We start from the raw sequence: 18,751 nt of genomic DNA on the forward strand, positions 1-18,751 counted from the left end.
GCGGGTCGCTGTGGGGTCGCGCCTTCAGTGCTCGGTCATCTCGGCTCCGAGGTCGCGCATCGCCTCGAAGAAGTTCGGGAACGACACGTCGACGTGTTCGCTGCCCGCAATCGTCGTCTCGCCGTCCGCGACGAGGCCGGCGACGGCCAGCGACATGACGATGCGGTGGTCGCCGCGGCCGTCGACCGCCGCGCCGACGAGGTCGGTCTCGCCGCCGTGAATCGTGAGACGGTCCCGCTGTTCGGTGACGTTCGCGCCCAGCTTCGCGAGTTCCTCCGCCATCGCGCTCACGCGGTCGGTCTCCTTGAAGCGGACGTGCTCGCAGTTCTCGATGACCGTGTCGCCGTCGGCGATAGCGCCGAGGACCGCGATGGTCGGCAGCAGGTCGGGCGTGTCGCCCACGTCCACGGTCGTCCCCGTGAGGTCGGCCGCGGAGACCACCAGTTCGCCGGCGTCCTCGTCCCAGTCGACCGTCGCGCCCATGTCGCGGACGATGTCGACGATGGCGCTGTCGCCCTGCGCGGACGGCCGCGCGCCCTCGATGACAACGTCTTCGCCCTCCGCGCCGGCGACCGCGCCGGCCGCGAGCAGATAGGAGAGAGACGAGAAGTCGCCGGGGACGCTGTACGCGCCGCCCTCGGGGGCGTACGACTGGCCGCCGGGGACCGAAAAGCCGGCGTCGGTCCGGGTCGCTTCCACGCCGAAGTCGGCGAGGAGTTCGAGCGTGATATCGACGTACGGCGAGGATTTGAGTTCCGTCGTGAGTTCCACGTCGATGCCCTCCTCGGTGACCGCGCCGGCCATGAGGAGCGCCGTGATGAACTGCGAGGACACGTCGCCGGGAATCTCGACCGTGCCGCCGGTCATGCCGTCGCCGACGACGAGCGGGGCCTGCCCGTTGCGGCGCGTGCTCTCGGCGCGGCCGTCGAGGTCGAAGACGGCGTCGAGAAGCGGGCCGTGGGGCCGCGACCGGAGCGACGCGTCGCCCGTGAGGACCGTCAGGCCCTCTGCGAGGGCGGCACAGCCGGTGACGAGGCGCATCGTCGTCCCCGAGTTCTCGCAGTTGACCACGTCGTCGGGCGTGCCCGGGCGGCCGCCGAAGCCGGCGACCTCGACCGTCTGGCCGTCGCGGTCGACCGACCCGCCGAACGCCTCGACCGCGCGCATGGTCGCCTTGGTGTCGGCGCTGACGAGCGCGTCGCGGACGACCGCCTCGTCGCTGTAACCCGCGGCGAGGACGGCTCTGTGGGTGTAACTCTTCGACGGCGGCGCTCGGGTGCGTCCGGCGACCCGAGACGGGGTGACGTGCGCGTCCATACGCGAGGGGTCGGCAGGGTCCGGTATCAGGGTACCGGACGCGGCGACGTTCTCCCGGACGGCGACGGCGACGCGGTCGCTCGATTTCGTGTCTGCCAACAAACATATATCGCGGGAGAGCGTATCGTACGTCCGGTAGAACCTCACCGTCGAAGCGGACCGTTGTGCCGGCGAGCCACGCGACGCTCGCATGGCGGTCGCGGCGAGTTCCGGCGGTCAATCCGCGGCGCGTCTCTCGCCCGAAGAGGCGTGTCGCGGTGCCGATACCGGAACCCGCCGACCGCGACGCGAGAGCTTTACTACCGGCCGGGCGAACTCCGGCGTATGGAACCCGATTTCTCACCGCTGGCCGAGTTCCTCGGCGACGAGTTCGACGGCTATCTCATCTCGGCCGACGGCAGCGACTCCAACCAGCTGTATCTCTCCGGGTTCGACGCGCCGGACCCGTACGTGACGCTCTACACGCCCGCGGGAATCCACCTCCTCGTCTCGACGCTGGAGTTCGGCCGCGCGAAAAAGGAGAGCCGCGCCGACACCGTCTCTCGACTCTCGGACTACGACTACCGCGACAACCACGCCGAACACGGCGCGGTCGTCGGGAAGGCCAAGACGGTCGCGGCGTTCCTCGCTGACCACGGGGTCGACTCGCTCGCGGCCCCCGCGGACTTCCCGCTCGGCACCGCCGACGCCCTGCGCGAGGAGGGCGTCGCGGTCGACGCCGAGACCGACGACGTGCTCACGAACATCCGCGCGGTGAAAGCCGACGAGGAAGTCGAACGTATCCACGCCGCACAGGACGCCAACGAGGCCGCGATGCGCGCCGCCGAGGGGCTCATCCGCGACGCCGACGTGGCCGACGACGGCACGCTCACCTACGAGGGCGAACCGCTGACGAGCGAGCGCGTCAGAGAGGAAATCGAGGTGACGCTCCTGCGCCACGGCTGCGCCCTCGACGAGACCATCGTCGCCTGTGGAGCCGACGCCGCCGACCCGCACGACCGCGGGAGCGGCCCGCTCCGAGCCGACGAGGCCGTCATCATCGACATCTTCCCGCGCGACAAGGAGACGAAGTACAACGGCGACATGACCCGGACGTTCGTGAAAGGCGAGCCGTCGCCCGAGATACGCGAGTGGTTCGACCTCACCGAGGAGGCGTTCGAGGCCGCCCTCGACGCCGTCGAACCCGGCGCGACCGGCAAAGACGTCCACGACGCCGTCTGCGACGTGTACGAGGCGGCCGGCGAGAGCACGCTCCGCGCCGACCCCTCGGCGGAGACCGGCTTCATCCACAGCACCGGCCACGGCGTCGGCCTCGACGTGCACGAACTCCCGTCGCTGAGTCCGAGCGGCGAGGAGCTTCGGCCCGGACACGTCATCACTATCGAACCGGGGCTGTACGACCCCGAAATCGGCGGCGTCAGAATCGAGGACCTCGTGGTCGTCACCGAGGACGGCTACGAGAACCTGACGGAGTACCCGGTCGAACTCGTCGTCGAGTAGCCGGCGCGACGGACGCGAAACCGGCGTGAAAACTTAGCTGTCGAGGGCGTTGTCGCCGGTCGGGCTGCCGGCGGGCGACGCGTCGGTCCACCCGGAGTTGGCCTCGCGCCACTGTTTCAAGAGGTCCTCCAGCGCGTCGCCCGTCTCGGGCGTGAGCACGCCGGCGGCCTGTCGGACGACCGTCCCGTCTTCGATGAGAAGCGCGTAGATGTTGCCCTCCCCGAGCAGTCCGAGGCGGCGCTGGAGCGCGGTCTTGTCCACTCGCGCGATGAGCGCGTTGTCGTGGGTTCGGCTCCGGGCCGCCTCCGGAGACATCCCGCCGCCGGACATCGGCGGCATCATCCCGCTTCGCCCGCCGAGGACGAGCAGTTCGTAGTACTCGAAATGCCCGTACGTCTCGCACAACTCCTTTGCGAACCCGCGCCACGACCCGACCAACGACTGCTGGCGGCGGTCGAAGCTGATGAGCACGAGCGTCTGTTCACCCTCTAGGTCGTCCGGGAGGACGACCTTCTGACCGCTCGTGTCGCGTGTCGGGAGGCGAGGGAACTCCATGCGCTATGCGATTCCCCACCGGTAGTTAAGTCTAATTGCCGATTCGGTAGAATATCGCGTCGGGGAGACCGGGTTCACAGCGCCGACGCATGAACTCATCGCACGCTATTTCGAGTTCATTGAACATAAACGTCCATATCCGAGTCTCACCGCCGATAATCGGGGTCAGCGTTCGTAGGTCGGGTCGAACAGCCGGGCCGACATCGGTCCGGGCTCGCTCCCCTCGACGACCGCGTACGGCGAGAAATCGTCGATGCCGGCCTCGGACAGCAGTTCCTCGTCGTAGAACGCGTTGCCGGTACAGTCGGTCGGGTCGCGCGAGAACAGTTCGGCGACGGCGTCGCACATAATCTGCGGGGTGCGCCAGTCCTCGGGCGTGCCCATCCCGAAGTGTCGCGTCGCCTCGGACTCGATGGCCGCGACCGGCCACAGCGCGTTCACGCCGACGTCGTCGGCGTCGAGTTCGCCCGCGAGCGACTGCGCGATGAACGTCATGCCGTACTTCGAGAGCGCGTAGGCCACCTTCCCCGGGGCGGGCCGGGCGGGCATCGGCGGCGAGAACGTGACGACGTGGGCGTGGTCGCTCTCGCGGAGGTGCGGGAGCGCGGCGTGCGTCGTCGCGTACGCCCCGCGGGCGTTCACGTCCATGAGGAGGTCGAACCGCTTCGGCGGCGTGTCCTCGAAGCCGGCCATGTGAATCGCGCCCGCGTTGTTGACGACGAAGTCGATGCCGCCGAAGGCGTCGACCGTCTCGTCGATGGCGGTCCGCACGGAAGCGTCGTCGCGCACGTCGAGTTGGCACCAGATGGAACTGCCGCCGCGCTCGCGTATCTCCTCCGTCGTCTCGACGATGGTTCCGGGGAGGTCCTCGCGCCCGTCGACGGTCTTGCCCGTCGAGACGACGTTCGCGCCCCGGTCGGCCAGGTCGAGCGCGATGGCCTTCCCGATGCCGCGACTGGTTCCCGTGATGAAGGCCGTCCGACCCTCGAAATCAACATCATCGAATGCCATAGTTTCCTATCGGCCATCGACCACTTGACGGTTCGCACACCGGGAGTCGGTTGAACGCGGTTTGCGGGTCGGGCGCGGGTGAGCGTCTCGTCGGGAGTTCCGCGCAGAGGTCGCTCAGTCCGACGTCGAGGATCCACGGAGACCGTCCAGCGGGAGATTCCCTTCGCCGCTGGCGCGCACGGTCTTGCCACCGAGTCCCGGACGCGACGCCTGCACGGTGAACTGACAGTACAGCGTCTTCGGGAGCGACTCGGTCGTCGGGGCGAACACGGCCGGGACGAGAATCGTCCCCTGCATCTGCACGTCTCGAAGTTCGATGACGGTCCGTTTAGTGGTGCTCTCGCGGTCGTAATACGTCGAAAACCCGTCCCCTTCTCCTTGTCCCGGCGGCTCGACGCGCGCCGCGTAGCTGGTCGCCTGCTCGTACGACGACGGCGGTTCGAACCGAAAGCGGAACCAGTCGAGACGGTATCCCTCGTAGGGTTCGTCGGCCGCGAGTCCGCCGACGGTCGAGTTGAACTGGAGCGACAGCGTCGGGAAGCGGCCTTCGAGGCGGTCGACCCGTCTCGCATCCACGGCCGCGTACCCGATGCCGTCTTCGTCGCCCTCGCGCCGCGGGTACCGCCAGAGGATTTCGGGAGACCCCAAACCGCTTCCGTCCCGTACCGTCGTCTCGGCACCGACTCGTTCGGGGCCGAGTCCGGGCACTCGCCCGCTACAACCGGCGATGCCGACGACGGCCGCTGACCCGAGTCCGGCGAGGACGCGTCTTCGAGTCCGGCGGTCGGCGTTGGTGTCTGAATTGGGGGAGGGCATCGTCGTTCGTTAGCGTCCAGTCTGTCAGCGAAATAACTGGTGGTTCGGACGCCTCCGGCCGACCCCGGTCTCGCCACACCCGCCGCCACCGATTCCCTTTTGCCCGCCGCACCTCCACACCCGTACCGATGGACGTGCTCATCGTCGGCGCGGGCGCAATGGGACGCTGGTTCGGCCGCACCGTCGACGCCGACCTCGCGTTCGCCGACGCGGACCCCGAGAGCGCGGTCGCCGCAGCGGACGCGCTGGGCGGGCGGGCGGTCCCGCTGGACGGCGACGAGCGGTTCGACGTGGTCTGTCTCGCGGTCCCGATGCGCCTCGCGGCCGACGCCGTCGCCGGCAACGCCCACCGCGCGGACGCCGCGATGTGCGACGTGACCGGCGCGATGGAACCCCCGGTGGCGGCGATGCGCGACCACCTCCCCGACCGCGAGCGCCTCAGCCTCCACCCGCTTTTCGCCCCGCACAACGCCCCCGGCAACGTCGCCGCCGTCGCCGACGAACCGGGCGCGTACACAGACGCCCTGCTCTCCGACCTCGACGCGGCCGGCAACCGCGTCTTCGAGACGACGCCCGAGGAACACGACGCGGCGATGGAGACGGTGCAGGCGGCCGCCCACGCGGCCGTCCTCTCGTTCGGCCTCGCCGCCGACGACGTGCGCGAGGAGTTCGCCACGCCGATTTCGGCCGCGCTCGACGAGCTCGTCGCCTCGGTGGCCGGCGGCACCCCGCGCGTGTACGCGGACATCCAGTCCTCGTTCGGCGACGGGGCCGACCGCGTCGCCGACGCGGCCCGCGAACTCGCGGCGGCCGACGACGAGGCGTTCGACGACCTCTACCGGCGCGTCTCCCGCGGCGACTCCGGTGTGGCCGCTGGAGCCGACCGCGTCGCCGACGACCGCAGTCGCGACCGCGACCAGACCGACAAGCACGACCCTGTCGAGTGACGAGTGAAGGGAGACGCCGACGCCGACGCCCCGCGGCGGGCCGACAGCTCCCGCGCGGGCGACGGCGACTCGCTCCACAGCCCACCGATGATAGACAGAGACGCCGTCCGCGACAACGCGAAGTACCTCAGAAACGTCCGCCCCGTCGACCCCGACGAGATAGCCGACTACATCGAGGGCGCGCCCCACCCCGCCGTGGTGAAACAGACGCTCCGCGAGGAGGCCCACGACCTCGGCCTGTTCGAGCGCGACGACGGCACGTTCGTCCCCGCGAACGCCGACCCCGCGCCGGTTCGGAACTGGTCGCCCGCGGCCTTCCCCGACGACTACTCCTTTGCCCTCGAAGACCTGCTCATCGGGCGCTACGGCGCGAACTGGCACGTCGGTGAGTCGGGCGACCGCCTCCGGGAGCGCGTCCGCCAACTGAAAGAGGACTACTACCGGGGCACCCCCGTCGAGTACGACGAGGACGCCGCGCTCGGCTACGCGATATACCACCTCCCGGACTACTACGCGGCCGTCGGCTACGTCCTCTCCGACCTCGCGGAGCGGAGCCTACTCCCGCGAAACCCCCGCGTGCTCGACGTGGGTGCCGGAACCGGCGGCCCCGCGCTCGGTCTGCACGACTACCTCCCCGACGATTCGGTCGTGGACTACCACGCGGTCGAACCGAGCGCCTCCGCGGACGTGCTCGACCGGATGCTCGGCGAGACGCGCCGGAACTTCCGGACGACCGTCCACCGCGAGACCGCCGAGGCGTTCGCCCCCGACGGCGAGTACGATCTCGTCCTGTTCGCCAGCGTCCTGAGCGAACTCGACGACCCCGCCGCGGTCGTCCGCAAGTACCTCGACGCGCTCGCCGCCGACGGCGCAGTCGTCGCCATCGCGCCGGCCGACCGGAACACGAGCATCGGCCTCCGCGAGGTCGAACGCGAGGTCGCGCCGGCCGACGGCGACGTGACGGTGTACTCGCCGGCGCTCCGCCTCTGGGACGGCTACGCGCCCTCGGACCGCGGCTGGTCGTTCGACGTGCAGCCCGACCTCGACGTGCCGGGGTTCCAGCGCCGCCTCGACGAGGGGCGCGCGGGCGACGAGGACGAGGGCACCTTCGTCAACGTGGACGTGCAGTACTCGTACAGCGTCCTCCGCACCGACGGCGAGCGCCGCCTCGACGTGCGCGGCAACCCCGCGCGGTTCGCCAAGATGGCCGAGATGGAACGCCACGTGACGAACCGCATCGACCTGCTGGCGGTCAAACTGAGCCACGACCTGTCGGAGGGGAACAACCAGGTGTTCAAAATCGGCGACGGGAGCGAGGCGGTCGACCACTACGCCGTCCGCACGCGCGACACCGTGCTGAACGCCGACGTGGCCGACGCCGACTACGGCGACGTGCTCGTCTTCGAGAACGTCCTCGCGCTCTGGAACGACGACGAGGGGGCGTACAACCTCGTCGTCGACGACGAGACGCTCGTGGACCGCGTCGCCTGAGCGGCCCGCGTCGGCCGCCGCCGTCCGACTTCGCCCGCCCGCTGACAACCCTATCGCGCCCCGCCCGACGGGTGGCTTTTTGCGGCCTCCGTCCCGAGTCGGACCATGAGCGAACCCAGCATCCTCCTCACCAACGACGACGGCATCGAGAGCGTGGGCTTCCGCGCGCTCTACGACGCCCTCTCGGAGTTCGCCGACGTGACCGCGGTCGCGCCCGCGACGGACCAGAGCGCGGTCGGCCGGAAGATGTCCACCGACGCGGTCGTCGCCGAGCACGAACTCGGCTACGCGCTGGAGGGGACGCCCGCCGACTGCACGGTCGCCGGGTTGGAGGCGCTGTGTCCCGACGTGGACATGGTCGTCTCCGGCATCAACAAGGGAGCCAACATCGGCGCGTACGTCCTCGGCCGGTCGGGGACCGTCAGCGCCGCCGTCGAGGCCGCGTTCTTCGACGTGCCCGCCATCGCCCTCTCGCTGTACGTCCCCGCCGGCGGCGACCTGCCGTGGCACGAGAAGGCGACCGACCCGCGGGACTTCCGCGAGGCGACCAACGCCGCGTCGTACCTCGTCAAACACGCCGAACCCGCCGGCGTCTTCGAGCAGTGCGACTACCTCAACGTCAACGCGCCCGTGTCCGGTCCCGACGGGGGACCCGCGGACATGCAGGTGACAGTTCCCTCGGAGCTGTACGACATGACCGCGGAGTTCGAAAACGGCACCGTGAAGCTCCACGACCGCGTCTGGGAGCGGATGGAAACCGGCGATATTCCGGACCCCGACGGCACCGACCGCCGGGCCGTCGTCGAGGGTCGCGTGTCGGTCTCGCCGCTGACCGCGCCGCACACGACCCACCGCCACGAGGCGCTGGACGCGCTCGCCGAGACGTATCTGGAGTGAGCGAAGCGGGAAGCGGGCAACAAAACGTATATCGGTGGGGCCTGAAGCGCCGACGAGACCGATGACTCCGGTTCTTCAGGCCGCGGGTGCCGGTCGGGAATCGTCACCGGCTTCCTCGTCGCTATCGCGGTGCTGTTCAGCCTCCCGCTCGTCATCCTCCTCCTCGGTCGGCTGTTCGAGCGGTTCTTCTGAGGCCGCGACCCCGGGTCCCGACAGACGGAGCGACCCGCTAGCGGTGATTCGCGGACACCCTCGCACGCGACGGCCCAGCAGTCATCGCAATCTTTTCACGAGTGAGTTATGTCTCAAATGACATGAACCGCGACGAACTCAACGACTATCTGAAACAGCGGCCGCTCTTGGGAGGTCTCTGGCTCGTCGCGATGCTCGGTGTGGGCATGGTGCTGTGGCTGAAACTGCTCCGACCGGCGCAGTCGGTCCTCGACATCGTCTCGAACACCGGCTACCAGTTCGTCTTTCTCGTGACGGCCGGGCTCTGTTACGTGACCTACGTCGGCTTCTCCCGGGCGGTGAACTGACGTTATTCCGACGCCGCCCGCCGACTGTCGACCAGCAGTTTGTACGCGAGGCCGACGACGCCGGCGAACACCGCGAACGCCCCGGCGAGCGAAGCGACGATTCCGAGCGCGAACATCAGTCCGAACCCGTAGCCCGCGAGGGCGAACGTGCCGATAGTCAGCAACACCCAACCGCCGACGATGACGGCGAACAGCGCGATGGCGTCGTCTTCGGTCGCGTAGCGGAGGGCGTCACGGGCGGAGACGCGTGACATGTCGAACGCGTCGCCGGGGGCGAACGTGGTCCTTTCGGTCGACCGACACCAAAGATTGAATCCCGGGCCGGCCGACGGACGCGTATGTCCGAAGCAGACGCCGTCGAGCGCGTGGACGAACCCGGAACCGTGGATTCGCTCGCCGCGGACCTCCGCGCGCTCGGCGCCGCGGCCGGCGACACCCTCCTCGTCCACTCGTCGCTCAGTTCGCTCGGCTGGGTCGCCGGCGGCCCGCAGGCGGTCGTAGACGCCCTCCAGACGGTGCTGACCGACGACGGGACGCTGGTCATGCCGACCCACACCGGCCAGTACACCGACCCGTCGGTGTGGGAGAACCCGCCGGTCCCCGACGACTGGGTCGAAACCATCGGCGAGTCGATGCCGCCGTTCCGCCCCGACGTGACGCCGACCCGCGGGATGGGCGCGGTGCCCGAGTGCTTCCGCAACTACCCCGGCGTCGTCCGCAGCGAGCATCCGACGGTCTCCTTCGCGGCGTGGGGCGCGGCCGCCGAGGAAATCGTCGGTGGCCACGAACTCGATTACGGCCTCGGCGACGGGTCGCCGTTGGCGCGGGTGTACGACCGCGGCGGCGACGTGCTCTTACTCGGCGTCGGCCACGGGAACAACACGTCGCTCCACCTCGCCGAGCACCGCGCGGACTTCGAAAAGACGCGGACGAGAGAGCGCGCGCCGCTGCTCCGAGACGGCGAGCGCGTCGTCGTCGAGTACGACGACATCGAGGTCGAGACCGACGACTTCGAAGCGGTCGGCGAGGCGTTCGAGACGACCGTCGGCGCGACCGAGGGGTCGGTCGCGGCCGCGACGGCGACGCTCTTCGACCAGCCCGCGCTGGTCGATTTCGCCGAAGACTGGTTCGAGTCGAACCGCTGAAAGTGGGGTGTCGCGGCCGACTCGGTCGGCTCACAAAAACAACACGGCAGGCGACGCGCGCCCTCAGGCGAGCGTCGCGGTCAGCGTGAGTTCCGGCCCGGCGAGCGCCTTCGACACCGGGCAGTTTTCCTTTGCGCGCTGGGCGAGGTCGTCGAACGTCTCCTCGTCGATGCCGGGCACGTCGGCGTCGAGCGTCAGGTCGATGCGCGAGATTTCGAAGCCGCCGCCGTCGGCCGGGTCGAGATGCACGTCGGCCGCGGTGTGGAGGCTCGTCGGCGCGTAGCCCTCGCCTTCGAGGAACGCGGTCAACTGCATCGAGAAACAGCCGGAGTGGGCCGCGCCGATGAGCTCCTCGGGGTTCGACCCGAGTTCGTCTTCGAACCGCGTCGGGAACGTGAACGTCCCCTCGACGGTCCCGCTCTCGGTCGAGAACTCGCCGCTTCCGTCTTTGCCGCCGGTCCACGTGGTCTCCGCCTTGTGCGTGGGCATGACACGCACACTACGGTCGCAAGCGATATGGAGATAGCGGCGGCGAAGCGTTCGAGGGGACCGAACCGGCGGGATGCGGAGGTGCCGGGTGGCCCGTCACAGGCCGCTCCAGAGCGCCGCGACGCCGAACCCGACGATGACGACGCCCGCGAGTTGGTTCACCCGGCGGAGGACCGCCGGGGTGACTCGCTCCCGGACGCGGTCGACGGCGGCGCTCAGGACGAACCACCAGAGCGCCGACCCGGCGAAGACGCCCGCGACGAGGACCGCCGCCGCGAGGTAGTCGCCCGAGACGCCGACGCCCAAGCCGGCGAAGATGCCGACGAACGCCAGTATCGTCACCGGGTTCGTCAGCGTCAGGAGGAACGTCGACCCGAAGTCGGCCGCGAGCGTCCGGGCGTTCGAGTCGGGCGACACGACGGCCGACTGCTCGGTCGTCGGTGCCGACTCGACGGACGCCGGGTCGCCCCGAATCGACCGGATGCCGATGTACAGGAGAATCGCCCCACCAGCGAGCGCGATTGCGTTGCGGTGGCCGAGCAGCACCGACGAGAGCGCGGCGAGGCCGAACCCCGCGATGGCCCCGTAGACCGCGTCCGCGGACGCCGCTCCGAGTCCGCTGACGAAGCCGGAGCGCCGGCCCTTAGAAAGCGTTCGCTGGATGCACAGGACGCCGATTGGACCGACCGGCGCGGCTATCGAGACGCCGAGAACGAGTCCGCGGACGAAGATTCCGATTGTGGCGGTTAATAGACATCACCTTCGTGACCGCTCCGATGCGTCGCCGGGTGATAGCTCTATCGCCGGGGCCGAACGGACCGCCGTCGCAATCGACGTTGGGGCCGGGTGGTCGGACCCGCTCAGAACAGTCCCGTGATGAAGCCGAGGCCCATCAGGACCAACACGGCCGCGGAGAACGCCGGGAGATACGGCGTGTACTTCTCGACCTCGTCTTCGTACTGCTCGTAGCCCGCAATCAGCAGCATCGTCAGCCCGACGATGCCGACGACGACGGTGACGGCGTAGGCGCTCATCAGTTCGAGACAGTAGTTCGACCCGGCGCAGAGCGCGATAATCTCGAACTCCTCCTCGTGGGCGAAGCCGAGGACGAACGCGAACCACGCGATACCGAGGAGACCGCGGTCCGCGGCGTCGTCGAGGTCGCCGTGCGAGTGGGAGTGTCCGCCGACGAAGGGGACGAAACGCTTCAAGCGGGCAAACAGCCCGTTGCCGTCGTGGTCGCGTGAGTGGCTCTGGTCGCCGTCGTGCGAGTGTTCGTGGCCGTGGTCATGGCCCTCGCCGTGGTCGCGCGAGTGGCCGTGGTCATCGCCGTGGCTGTGGCCCCCGTGGTCGTCGTCGTCGTGCCCGTGCGTGCCGTGAGAATGCCCGTGGGTGTACTCTCGGATACCGAGTACGATGAGCAAGACGCCGGCGACGAGACTGACCGGGCCGCCGATTTGGACGCCGCCGAGTACCGTAATCGGCTCGTTGACCTGCGTGAGGTCGAAGTACGCCTTCGCGTAGAAGAACACGCCCACCATCGCGATACTGCTGACGAGGTGGCCGACCCCGAGGATGAGACTCGCCGCGAACCCGTACACCCACTTGTTCGCTTGGTCGAGCGCGTACGACGCGGCGACGGGCCAGCCGTGACCCGGTTCGACGCCGTGGACGGCTCCGAGGAGTACCGCGCCGGCGACGAGGCCGAGCAGTTCGTTCGTGGCCATGTGCTACCGTATCCGTGGCAAACGACGGGTATAGGGGTTGTTAATACCGAATCGCGGGTATCGTCATAACGAGCACTCTTGTAGCTGTACGCGTCAGTTTGAGGTAATGCGGACGAGTTTCAACATCCCCGACGAACTGGTCGCCGAGTTCGACCAGGCGTGGCGCGACGAGGGCATCGAAAACCGGTCGCGGGCGGTTCGAGAGGCCATGCGTGAGTTCGTCGAGTCCCACGCCCGACTCGAAGACGTCTCCGGCGAGGTCGTCGCGCTCGTCGGCTTCGACTACCGCCACCACGACGTGATTCGCGAGCTTCACGGGACGCAACACGAGTTTCAGGACGTCATCCTCAACACGAGTCACACCCATCAGGGCGAGTGGTGTCTCGAATCGCTGTTCTGCCGCGGCCCCGCGGCGCGCGTCCGCGCGCTGACCTATCGGCTTCGGGACTTCGACGCGGTCCGGCGGGTGAAGGTGATGGTCATCCGCGAGTGACGCGACGGCGGGTCTCCGAACTCGAACCCGCTCCCGGCGGCGGAGAAAACAGCTGTCAGTCTACCGATTCTGCCGCTGTTCGGCCTTGTTCAGGTAGATAGAATCCATTATACGAAACTGCACACTTTTCCGGTTCTTTTGTACTTTCCTGAGTCAAGAAATCACACCGTCTCGAAGGATTCGATTACCTCACTGGTAGTAAACACCGGCACGAGGTCTTGTTCATCGAAATCAGAATCGTCGCTCCACACACCTGCGTCACGAGCGAGTGCGCAGGCCACGTACAGAACGTCGTCGGGGCCGGTGTCGCCTATCGACTCTTTCGCCTCCTTGATGTACGGGGAGAATTCGCTGGCAGGTACTGTCTCGATGTACTGGAACAAGAGGTCAATGAACTGCTGTACTCTGTCTGTATCCATCCCTGACTTTTCGACGATGAGAGCTTCGTAGTTCCCGATTTCGTCGTGAACAACTTCGGGGGTCAGGAGTTCCGGTTCGAGCGTGACGATGAGTTCACGAGTTTTCGAGTTAGCGATGAGTGCCGAAATGACGACGTTTGCATCGACGACCAACTTCATTCGTCAGAATTACTCAGACTCTTCTTCGACGCGCTTCCGTGCGCTCTCGTTGATTTTGGCGGCAATTTCGTCAACATCCGCATCAGAGAGTTCACTGTCGGCGGTCAGTTCGTCCATCAATTCGAGTTTCTCGATTTTGCTTCGGATGGCTTGCCGAGTGACCTCGCTCCAGTTGATTTCCGGGTGCTTCTCCATCTGCTCTTTGAGGGTGTCGTCTACGTTAACCGTGATAGTAGGCATACAGAAAACTGCGGGGACACAGAATACTGTGTCTTTCGGTGCCGCAACTTTCGTCTCTATTGCCGCGTCTTGCTGCCGTTGAGCCACCTGTCCATTATTTAGTGATGACGAACGAACATTTTGTAGGCCTTGAATCCACTCCTCATCTCGCCAATCATCTCGTTTCTCGTCGCTGGAATCGTCTTCGCCGATGCCAAACGTCGTGGACTTGCACGGCAAAGTCGAATGAGATGGACTGTTGCTGTTGGCTTCGGCAGCCTCAGTGGCTTCCTTTGCGCGTTCACGTTCGAGAACACACTCTCGCGTGTATTTCACCTTGTCCGGTACGCCAGTCGTCGTTCAGTCACCCTATGAACTGTTGACGCTTCTCTTCGGCGTTGGATTAGGAACCAGTGCGATGTCCGTTCTCGCATACGGGCTCGGAAGTCGTGTTGTCCTGTTCAAAAATAGGTCGTAACATCGATGCATTCTACCGATTCTGCCGCTGTTCGGCCTTGTTCATCTCGATGAGCAGTCTGAAAATCGCCTTCACGAGGTTCGAATCGACCTCGAAGTGGGCCGCGTTCTTCCCGGCGCGCTCCATCACGCGCTCTTCTTGGGACTCATCGGTCGTCGGCAGGTCCTTCTCGGCTTTGACCTTCGCCACCGTGTCGGCGACGTAGGTTCGACGGGCGATGAGTTCGACGATGCCGCGGTCGATATCCTCTATCTCCTCGCGGAGTTCGTCGAGGGACATGTCCTGAAACGATTCTGCGGCGGCGTCTACGGTGTCGTCTGTCATTGGATTCGTGCTCCGTCGGTTCGGGTGGTCGTCAGTCGGGTCTCCCCCTCGCGGGCGTCCCACAGTTCCTTGACGCGTTCGAGGTCGGTTCGGTCGCCGACGGCGACGACGCTCGGGCCGGTCCCGGACAGCGAGACGCCGTCGGCGATGGGCATCGCCTCGACGGCGGGGTCGGTCGGGAAGTCGAGCGCGGCCGAGAAGGCGAGGCCGTTGACGGTCATCGCCTCGGCGTAGCGGCCTTCGAGCGCGAGGTCGGCCACGAGGTCGGCCATCGGGGCGACGTTCTCGCAGCGGCTCACGTCGGCGTCGGCGCTGTAAGCGCGCTCCGGGGGCGTCCACACGAGCACGTCCCAGTCGACCTCGTCGCGGGCGATGAGACCGTCTTCGGTGTTGTCGGTGACGACGACGCCCCCGACCATGGAGGCCGCGGCGTCGTCGAACGCCCCGGTGGCGGTGACGCCGACCTCGCGGGCGGCGCGGACGCCCATCCGGCAGGCGTCGAGGCGGGAGATATCGGCGTCCGGGCCGGGGCCGACCGAGCGACCGAGCGCCGAGAGCGTCGCCAACACCGTCGCGTTGGCGGCGGCGCTCGAACTCTTGAGGCCGGCGGCCATCGGCAGGTCGCTTTCGGTCTCGACGGTGCCGCCCTCGCCGTCACCGAACGCCTCGACGGCGAGTTCGACGCAGCGCTCGACGAGATGCGCGTCGGCGTCCGGGGCCTCCGCGATGCTGCCGCGGACCTCGCCGGAGTCGTCCAGTTCGACCGACGCGGTGGTCTCCGCGTCGATGGCGAACGCGGAGCCGGTCGCCGTCGCGAGGGCGTTCAAGACGGTGCCCGCCCCGAGGGCGGTGGCTCGGCCGTGCATACTTCGGGGAGGTCGGCACACCGTGTTATGTGTGGCGGTCCGTGCCGTTTTCGCCCGTAGGTTCGGGGACGCGGCGGCGGAAGCGACGCCCGGCGCGAGTCGTCCCGAGACGCGACGCTTTTGCCGTCCCCGGAGCAACGGTGAGCCATGCGCGCCCGCAACGACATCGCCCCGAGCACGCTCGGCGTCGAGCTCCACGACTACGGCGTCGAAGTGGAGTACCTCGACAACCGAACCACAGTCTACCGGGGCGTCCCCCAGGCGGTCACGGGCACGCTCGCCACCGCCCCCGGCAAGGAGGTCCACGTCCTCGTCACCGACCCCACCGAGACGGAGGGCGTCATGATGTACGTCAACGACCTCACGAGCCACGACGAGGTGCTCGAATCGAGCGGCGTCGGCCGCGTCATCCTCGGTGAGGACGAAGAAGAGGAGCTGTTCCCCGGCGTCCTCGTCCGCCGGGTGCCCGGCCACCGCTTCGAAATCGAGGCCGACCCCGAGGTCGCCCGCGGCCGCGTGTTCGTCTTCGTCGAGGACGACTGGGGCGAAGACTCCTACGAGTTCGTCGCCGAGTGATGCTCCGGAAGCGCTGGGAGCCGCTGGAAAAGCGGACCGTCGGCAAGGCTCCGGAGGCCTACGGCTACTACGAACTCGGCGACGCCGACGGCGACCTCGTCGGCCGCGGCGTGGGCGTCCTCCGCGACGAACTGAAGGAGGCGCTCGCCTACGGCGACGCCGAGCGCGTCCGCTGGGAGCGCGCGACCTCGCTGGACCACGCCGAGCGACTCGCGGACGAACACGACCCGGCGTAGCTCTCGCGCTCGCCGCGTAACCCTCGCGCTCGCCGCCGTCGCCGCCGACGCTCTCGCTTCCCCGCTACTGCAAGTACGACGGGCTGTCCGTGTCGCAGTTCTCCTCGTGAGCCTCGGCGTCGGACCGCACGTCGAACAGCATCCCGCACTCTTCGCACCGGTACCACGTCGCACCGTCTTTCTCCGTCGTGGCGACCATGCGTACTGTTACCGCGCCGTCCCGGAAAACCGTTACTCCGGGCGAACCCTCAAGGGTCGAGCGACCGAACCGGGGGGTATGTCAGAAGATGGGGTGACGCTCGTCGTCCGCGCCGCGGAGAAACGCGACGCGGGCCGCGGCATCGCCCGCCTCCCCGAGGCCGCCCGCCGGGAACTCGGCGTGCTCAGCGGCGAGACGGTCGTCATCGAGGGCTCCAGAGAGACGGTCGCGAAGATGTGGCCCGCCCGCCCCGGCGCGGCGGCGGGCGAGATGCTCGTCGACGCCGACACGCGGGCCAACGCCGGCGTGAAAATCGGTGACAGCGTCCGCGTCAGGAAGATAGCCGTCGAAGACGCGCGGTCCGTGACGCTCGCCGGCCCCAGCGCCTTCGAGCGGACCAGCGTGGACCGCGAGACCATCGAGGAGGTCGTGAAGGCGGAGCTCCGGAACCGCCCGGTCCGCGAGGGCGACCGCGTCCGCGTCGAACGCCTCGGCGGGGCCGCCCTCGCCGTCAGCGAAACCGCCCCGGAGGGCGTGGTCCGCGTCACCGACGCGACGACCGTCTCCGTGACGGCGGCGAATTCGAAGGACGCGAGCGAGGCCGTCCGCGACGCCGTCAAGAGCATGACCGGTAGCGACGACGGCGGCGACGACGGGAGCCGCGGCCGAGCGACGGGCGTCACCTACGAGGACATCGGCGGCCTCGACGACGAACTCGACCTCGTCCGCGAGATGATAGAGCTCCCGCTGTCCGAGCCCGAGGTGTTCGCGCACCTCGGCATCGAGCCGCCGAAGGGCGTGCTCCTCCACGGCCCGCCGGGCACGGGGAAGACCCTCATCGCCAAGGCCGTCGCCAACGAGGTCGACGCGAGTTTCACGACCATCTCCGGGCCCGAGGTGCTCTCGAAGTACAAAGGCGAGTCCGAGGAGAAGCTGCGAGAGGTGTTCCAGTCGGCCCGCGAGAACGCGCCGGCCATCATCTTCTTCGACGAAATCGACTCCATCGCGTCGAAGCGCGACGACGGCGGCGACCTCGAAAACCGCGTCGTCGGCCAACTGCTGTCGCTCATGGACGGGCTGGACGCCCGCGGCGACGTGGTCGTCATCGGCGCGACGAACCGCGTCGACAGCCTCGACCCGGCGCTCCGCCGCGGCGGCCGCTTCGACCGCGAAATCGAAATCGGCGTCCCGAACGAGGCGGGCCGCCGCGAGATTCTCGACGTGCACACCCGGCGAATGCCCCTCGCGGAGGACGTGGACATCGACCGACTGGCCTCCCGAACCCACGGCTTCGTCGGTGCCGACCTCGAATCGCTGGCCAAGGAGGCCGCGATGACCGCGCTCCGGCGCGTCCGCCGGGAGGGCGGAAGCCGAAGCGGAAGCAGAGACGAGGGCGGAGACGAGGAGGGACGCGTCGCCGTCGCGGACATGACCGTCACGCGCGCCGACTTCGAGTCGGCGATGGCGACGGTCGAACCCTCTGCGATGCGCGAGTACGTCGCCGAACAACCGACCGAGGGGTTCGAGGGCGTCGGCGGCCTCGACGATGTGAAGCGGACGCTCGAACGCGCGGTGACGTGGCCGCTGACCTACGCGCCGCTGTTCGAGGCGGCCTCGACCGACCCGCCGACCGGCGTGCTCCTCCACGGCCCGCCGGGCACCGGCAAGACGATGCTCGCCCGCGCCATCGCGGCCGAAAGCGGCGTCAACTTCATCCACGTCGCCGGCCCGGAACTGCTCGACCGCTACGTCGGTGAGTCCGAAAAATCCGTCCGCGAGGTGTTCGACCGCGCCCGACAGGCCGCGCCGAGTATCGTCTTCTTCGACGAGATAGACGCCATCGCCACCGACCGCGACAGCGCCGGCTCCGACTCGGGCGTCTCCGAGCGCGTCGTCTCGCAACTCCTGACGGAGATGGACAACGCCGCCGACAACCCGAACCTCGTCGTCCTCGCGGCGACGAACCGCCGGGACGCGCTCGACCCCGCGCTCCTCCGACCCGGCCGACTGGAGACCCACGTCGAGGTCCCCGCCCCCGACATCGAGGCGCGCCGCGCCATCCTCGACGTGCACGTCCGAAACAAGCCGCTCGGCACCGACGTGGACCTCGGCGACGTGGCCGCCCACATGGACGGCTACACCGGGGCCGACGTGGCCGCGGTCTGCCGCGAGGCCGCGCTCCGGGCGATTCAGGACGTGGCCGACGCCTACGAGGGCACCGAGGCGAACGAGCACGCCGACGAGGTGCGCATCACCCGCGCGCACTTCGATGCGGCGCTGGAATCGGTCTCGCCGACGCGGGTCTGACGGGCGGCGACCCCCGAGGAACGCCCGTTCCCGCTCACCTG

At 68.3% G+C, this 18,751-nt stretch carries 23 protein-coding genes; 10 read left to right on the forward strand and 13 right to left on the reverse strand.

The annotated features are described in order from the left end of the window. Positions 1–24: 24 nt before the first annotated feature. The gene (gene aroA / locus E4P24_RS06890) at positions 25–1,317 is read right to left on the reverse strand and encodes a 3-phosphoshikimate 1-carboxyvinyltransferase (RefSeq protein ID WP_188148282.1); all 1,293 of its coding nucleotides are present in this window, start codon (positions 1,315–1,317) and stop codon (positions 25–27) included. A 324-nt stretch (positions 1,318–1,641) separates the two neighbouring features. Here aroA and E4P24_RS06895 point away from each other — a divergent pair, with 324 nt between their 5' ends. Next, on the forward strand, positions 1,642–2,817 hold the full coding sequence (locus E4P24_RS06895) for a Xaa-Pro peptidase family protein (protein WP_188148283.1): 1,176 nt from the start codon (positions 1,642–1,644) through the stop codon (positions 2,815–2,817). A 33-nt stretch (positions 2,818–2,850) separates the two neighbouring features. Here E4P24_RS06895 and E4P24_RS06900 read toward each other — a convergent pair whose 3' ends face one another. The 3 genes from E4P24_RS06900 to E4P24_RS06910 form a co-directional block, all read right to left on the reverse strand. Continuing rightward, positions 2,851–3,372, reverse strand: a complete 522-nt coding sequence (locus E4P24_RS06900) for a hypothetical protein (RefSeq protein WP_004043626.1) — start codon at positions 3,370–3,372, stop codon at positions 2,851–2,853. 165 nt (positions 3,373–3,537) lie between these two features. Beyond that, a complete protein-coding gene (locus tag E4P24_RS06905; RefSeq protein ID WP_188148284.1) occupies positions 3,538–4,383 on the reverse strand; it encodes an NAD(P)-dependent oxidoreductase in 846 nt (281 codons plus the stop codon). A 114-nt stretch (positions 4,384–4,497) separates the two neighbouring features. Further along, the gene (locus tag E4P24_RS06910) at positions 4,498–5,199 is read right to left on the reverse strand and encodes a hypothetical protein (protein ID WP_223173894.1); all 702 of its coding nucleotides are present in this window, start codon (positions 5,197–5,199) and stop codon (positions 4,498–4,500) included. Positions 5,200–5,327: 128 nt separating this feature from the next. Between E4P24_RS06910 and E4P24_RS06915 the strand changes: the two genes are divergently transcribed. The 4 genes from E4P24_RS06915 to E4P24_RS06930 all read left to right on the forward strand — a co-directional run bounded on the left by E4P24_RS06915 (position 5,328) and on the right by E4P24_RS06930 (position 9,073). Then, a complete protein-coding gene (locus tag E4P24_RS06915; RefSeq protein WP_163489030.1) occupies positions 5,328–6,146 on the forward strand; it encodes a prephenate dehydrogenase/arogenate dehydrogenase family protein in 819 nt (272 codons plus the stop codon). Positions 6,147–6,233: 87 nt separating this feature from the next. After that, positions 6,234–7,637, forward strand: a complete 1,404-nt coding sequence (locus tag E4P24_RS06920) for a small ribosomal subunit Rsm22 family protein (protein ID WP_188148664.1) — start codon at positions 6,234–6,236, stop codon at positions 7,635–7,637. Between the two features lie 105 nt (positions 7,638–7,742). Then, entirely contained in the window at positions 7,743–8,534 is a 792-nt protein-coding gene (gene surE / locus E4P24_RS06925; protein ID WP_115859988.1) for a 5'/3'-nucleotidase SurE, read from the forward strand. A 314-nt stretch (positions 8,535–8,848) separates the two neighbouring features. Continuing rightward, on the forward strand, positions 8,849–9,073 hold the full coding sequence (locus E4P24_RS06930; protein WP_004063573.1) for a hypothetical protein: 225 nt from the start codon (positions 8,849–8,851) through the stop codon (positions 9,071–9,073). Between the two features lie 2 nt (positions 9,074–9,075). Here E4P24_RS06930 and E4P24_RS06935 read toward each other — a convergent pair whose 3' ends face one another. Beyond that, positions 9,076–9,327, reverse strand: coding sequence for a hypothetical protein (locus E4P24_RS06935; protein WP_188148285.1), 252 nt, complete (start codon positions 9,325–9,327; stop codon positions 9,076–9,078). A gap of 84 nt (positions 9,328–9,411) precedes the next feature. Here E4P24_RS06935 and E4P24_RS06940 point away from each other — a divergent pair, with 84 nt between their 5' ends. Beyond that, positions 9,412–10,218 carry an aminoglycoside N(3)-acetyltransferase gene (locus E4P24_RS06940; protein WP_188148286.1) on the forward strand — a complete coding sequence of 269 codons (807 nt, stop codon included), beginning with the start codon at positions 9,412–9,414 and terminating at the stop codon, positions 10,216–10,218. Positions 10,219–10,281: 63 nt separating this feature from the next. Here E4P24_RS06940 and E4P24_RS06945 read toward each other — a convergent pair whose 3' ends face one another. The 3 genes from E4P24_RS06945 to E4P24_RS06955 form a co-directional block, all read right to left on the reverse strand. Beyond that, the gene (locus tag E4P24_RS06945) at positions 10,282–10,707 is read right to left on the reverse strand and encodes an OsmC family protein (protein ID WP_004043618.1); all 426 of its coding nucleotides are present in this window, start codon (positions 10,705–10,707) and stop codon (positions 10,282–10,284) included. Positions 10,708–10,803: 96 nt separating this feature from the next. Beyond that, positions 10,804–11,445, reverse strand: a complete 642-nt coding sequence (locus tag E4P24_RS06950; RefSeq protein WP_186328121.1) for a LysE family transporter — start codon at positions 11,443–11,445, stop codon at positions 10,804–10,806. 122 nt (positions 11,446–11,567) lie between these two features. Then, entirely contained in the window at positions 11,568–12,434 is an 867-nt protein-coding gene (locus E4P24_RS06955; RefSeq protein WP_188148287.1) for a hypothetical protein, read from the reverse strand. Between the two features lie 106 nt (positions 12,435–12,540). On the opposite strand from E4P24_RS06955, the gene E4P24_RS06960 reads away from it, so the two are divergent. Then, positions 12,541–12,927 (forward strand): CopG family ribbon-helix-helix protein, encoded by a 387-nt coding sequence (locus E4P24_RS06960; RefSeq protein WP_188148288.1) that lies wholly within the window; start codon positions 12,541–12,543, stop codon positions 12,925–12,927. A gap of 161 nt (positions 12,928–13,088) precedes the next feature. Here the strand turns inward: E4P24_RS06960 and E4P24_RS06965 are convergent, their stop codons facing one another. The 4 genes from E4P24_RS06965 to E4P24_RS06980 all read right to left on the reverse strand — a co-directional run bounded on the left by E4P24_RS06965 (position 13,089) and on the right by E4P24_RS06980 (position 15,392). Continuing rightward, entirely contained in the window at positions 13,089–13,505 is a 417-nt protein-coding gene (locus tag E4P24_RS06965) for a PIN domain-containing protein (protein WP_188148289.1), read from the reverse strand. Positions 13,506–13,514: 9 nt separating this feature from the next. After that, complete coding sequence (locus tag E4P24_RS19295) at positions 13,515–13,745, reverse strand: hypothetical protein (protein WP_006600339.1); 231 nt, start codon at positions 13,743–13,745, stop codon at positions 13,515–13,517. A gap of 469 nt (positions 13,746–14,214) precedes the next feature. Further along, on the reverse strand, positions 14,215–14,526 hold the full coding sequence (locus tag E4P24_RS06975) for a chorismate mutase (RefSeq protein WP_004063556.1): 312 nt from the start codon (positions 14,524–14,526) through the stop codon (positions 14,215–14,217). After that, positions 14,523–15,392 (reverse strand): shikimate kinase, encoded by an 870-nt coding sequence (locus E4P24_RS06980; RefSeq protein WP_115802520.1) that lies wholly within the window; start codon positions 15,390–15,392, stop codon positions 14,523–14,525. Before E4P24_RS06980 ends, E4P24_RS06975 begins: the two co-directional genes overlap by 4 nt. A 147-nt stretch (positions 15,393–15,539) precedes the next feature. Between E4P24_RS06980 and E4P24_RS06985 the strand changes: the two genes are divergently transcribed. Both E4P24_RS06985 and E4P24_RS06990 read left to right on the forward strand, forming a co-directional pair. Further along, positions 15,540–15,968, forward strand: a complete 429-nt coding sequence (locus E4P24_RS06985) for a DUF5796 family protein (protein WP_004043614.1) — start codon at positions 15,540–15,542, stop codon at positions 15,966–15,968. Continuing rightward, positions 15,968–16,204: a hypothetical protein gene (locus tag E4P24_RS06990; protein WP_004968096.1), complete on the forward strand. Its 237-nt coding sequence runs from the start codon at positions 15,968–15,970 to the stop codon at positions 16,202–16,204. Before E4P24_RS06985 ends, E4P24_RS06990 begins: the two co-directional genes overlap by 1 nt. A gap of 64 nt (positions 16,205–16,268) precedes the next feature. On the opposite strand, the gene E4P24_RS19170 is transcribed toward E4P24_RS06990, so the two are convergent. Beyond that, positions 16,269–16,403 carry a hypothetical protein gene (locus tag E4P24_RS19170; protein WP_004043612.1) on the reverse strand — a complete coding sequence of 45 codons (135 nt, stop codon included), beginning with the start codon at positions 16,401–16,403 and terminating at the stop codon, positions 16,269–16,271. Between the two features lie 78 nt (positions 16,404–16,481). On the opposite strand from E4P24_RS19170, the gene E4P24_RS06995 reads away from it, so the two are divergent. Beyond that, positions 16,482–18,710, forward strand: a complete 2,229-nt coding sequence (locus E4P24_RS06995; RefSeq protein ID WP_188148290.1) for a CDC48 family AAA ATPase — start codon at positions 16,482–16,484, stop codon at positions 18,708–18,710. The last annotated feature ends 41 nt before the right edge of the window (positions 18,711–18,751 follow it).

This window comes from Haloferax sp. AS1, from assembly GCF_014530665.1.
Taxonomy (GTDB): Archaea; Halobacteriota; Halobacteria; order Halobacteriales; family Haloferacaceae; genus Haloferax; species Haloferax volcanii.

What these genes read in the sequence shown, in the direction of transcription:
- aroA (WP_188148282.1), bottom strand. Translation starts at nt 1,317, where the DNA reads ATGGACGCGCACGTCACCCCGTCTCGGGTCGCCGGACGCACCCGAGCG.
- E4P24_RS06895 (WP_188148283.1), top strand. Translation starts at nt 1,642, where the DNA reads ATGGAACCCGATTTCTCACCGCTGGCCGAGTTCCTCGGCGACGAGTTC.
- E4P24_RS06900 (WP_004043626.1), bottom strand. Translation starts at nt 3,372, where the DNA reads ATGGAGTTCCCTCGCCTCCCGACACGCGACACGAGCGGTCAGAAGGTC.
- E4P24_RS06905 (WP_188148284.1), bottom strand. Translation starts at nt 4,383, where the DNA reads ATGGCATTCGATGATGTTGATTTCGAGGGTCGGACGGCCTTCATCACG.
- E4P24_RS06910 (WP_223173894.1), bottom strand. Translation starts at nt 5,199, where the DNA reads ATGCCCTCCCCCAATTCAGACACCAACGCCGACCGCCGGACTCGAAGA.
- E4P24_RS06915 (WP_163489030.1), top strand. Translation starts at nt 5,328, where the DNA reads ATGGACGTGCTCATCGTCGGCGCGGGCGCAATGGGACGCTGGTTCGGC.
- E4P24_RS06920 (WP_188148664.1), top strand. Translation starts at nt 6,234, where the DNA reads ATGATAGACAGAGACGCCGTCCGCGACAACGCGAAGTACCTCAGAAAC.
- surE (WP_115859988.1), top strand. Translation starts at nt 7,743, where the DNA reads ATGAGCGAACCCAGCATCCTCCTCACCAACGACGACGGCATCGAGAGC.
- E4P24_RS06930 (WP_004063573.1), top strand. Translation starts at nt 8,849, where the DNA reads ATGAACCGCGACGAACTCAACGACTATCTGAAACAGCGGCCGCTCTTG.
- E4P24_RS06935 (WP_188148285.1), bottom strand. Translation starts at nt 9,327, where the DNA reads ATGTCACGCGTCTCCGCCCGTGACGCCCTCCGCTACGCGACCGAAGAC.
- E4P24_RS06940 (WP_188148286.1), top strand. Translation starts at nt 9,412, where the DNA reads ATGTCCGAAGCAGACGCCGTCGAGCGCGTGGACGAACCCGGAACCGTG.
- E4P24_RS06945 (WP_004043618.1), bottom strand. Translation starts at nt 10,707, where the DNA reads ATGCCCACGCACAAGGCGGAGACCACGTGGACCGGCGGCAAAGACGGA.
- E4P24_RS06955 (WP_188148287.1), bottom strand. Translation starts at nt 12,434, where the DNA reads ATGGCCACGAACGAACTGCTCGGCCTCGTCGCCGGCGCGGTACTCCTC.
- E4P24_RS06960 (WP_188148288.1), top strand. Translation starts at nt 12,541, where the DNA reads ATGCGGACGAGTTTCAACATCCCCGACGAACTGGTCGCCGAGTTCGAC.
- E4P24_RS06965 (WP_188148289.1), bottom strand. Translation starts at nt 13,505, where the DNA reads ATGAAGTTGGTCGTCGATGCAAACGTCGTCATTTCGGCACTCATCGCT.
- E4P24_RS19295 (WP_006600339.1), bottom strand. Translation starts at nt 13,745, where the DNA reads ATGCCTACTATCACGGTTAACGTAGACGACACCCTCAAAGAGCAGATG.
- E4P24_RS06975 (WP_004063556.1), bottom strand. Translation starts at nt 14,526, where the DNA reads ATGACAGACGACACCGTAGACGCCGCCGCAGAATCGTTTCAGGACATG.
- E4P24_RS06980 (WP_115802520.1), bottom strand. Translation starts at nt 15,392, where the DNA reads ATGCACGGCCGAGCCACCGCCCTCGGGGCGGGCACCGTCTTGAACGCC.
- E4P24_RS06985 (WP_004043614.1), top strand. Translation starts at nt 15,540, where the DNA reads ATGCGCGCCCGCAACGACATCGCCCCGAGCACGCTCGGCGTCGAGCTC.
- E4P24_RS06990 (WP_004968096.1), top strand. Translation starts at nt 15,968, where the DNA reads ATGCTCCGGAAGCGCTGGGAGCCGCTGGAAAAGCGGACCGTCGGCAAG.
- E4P24_RS19170 (WP_004043612.1), bottom strand. Translation starts at nt 16,403, where the DNA reads ATGGTCGCCACGACGGAGAAAGACGGTGCGACGTGGTACCGGTGCGAA.
- E4P24_RS06995 (WP_188148290.1), top strand. Translation starts at nt 16,482, where the DNA reads ATGTCAGAAGATGGGGTGACGCTCGTCGTCCGCGCCGCGGAGAAACGC.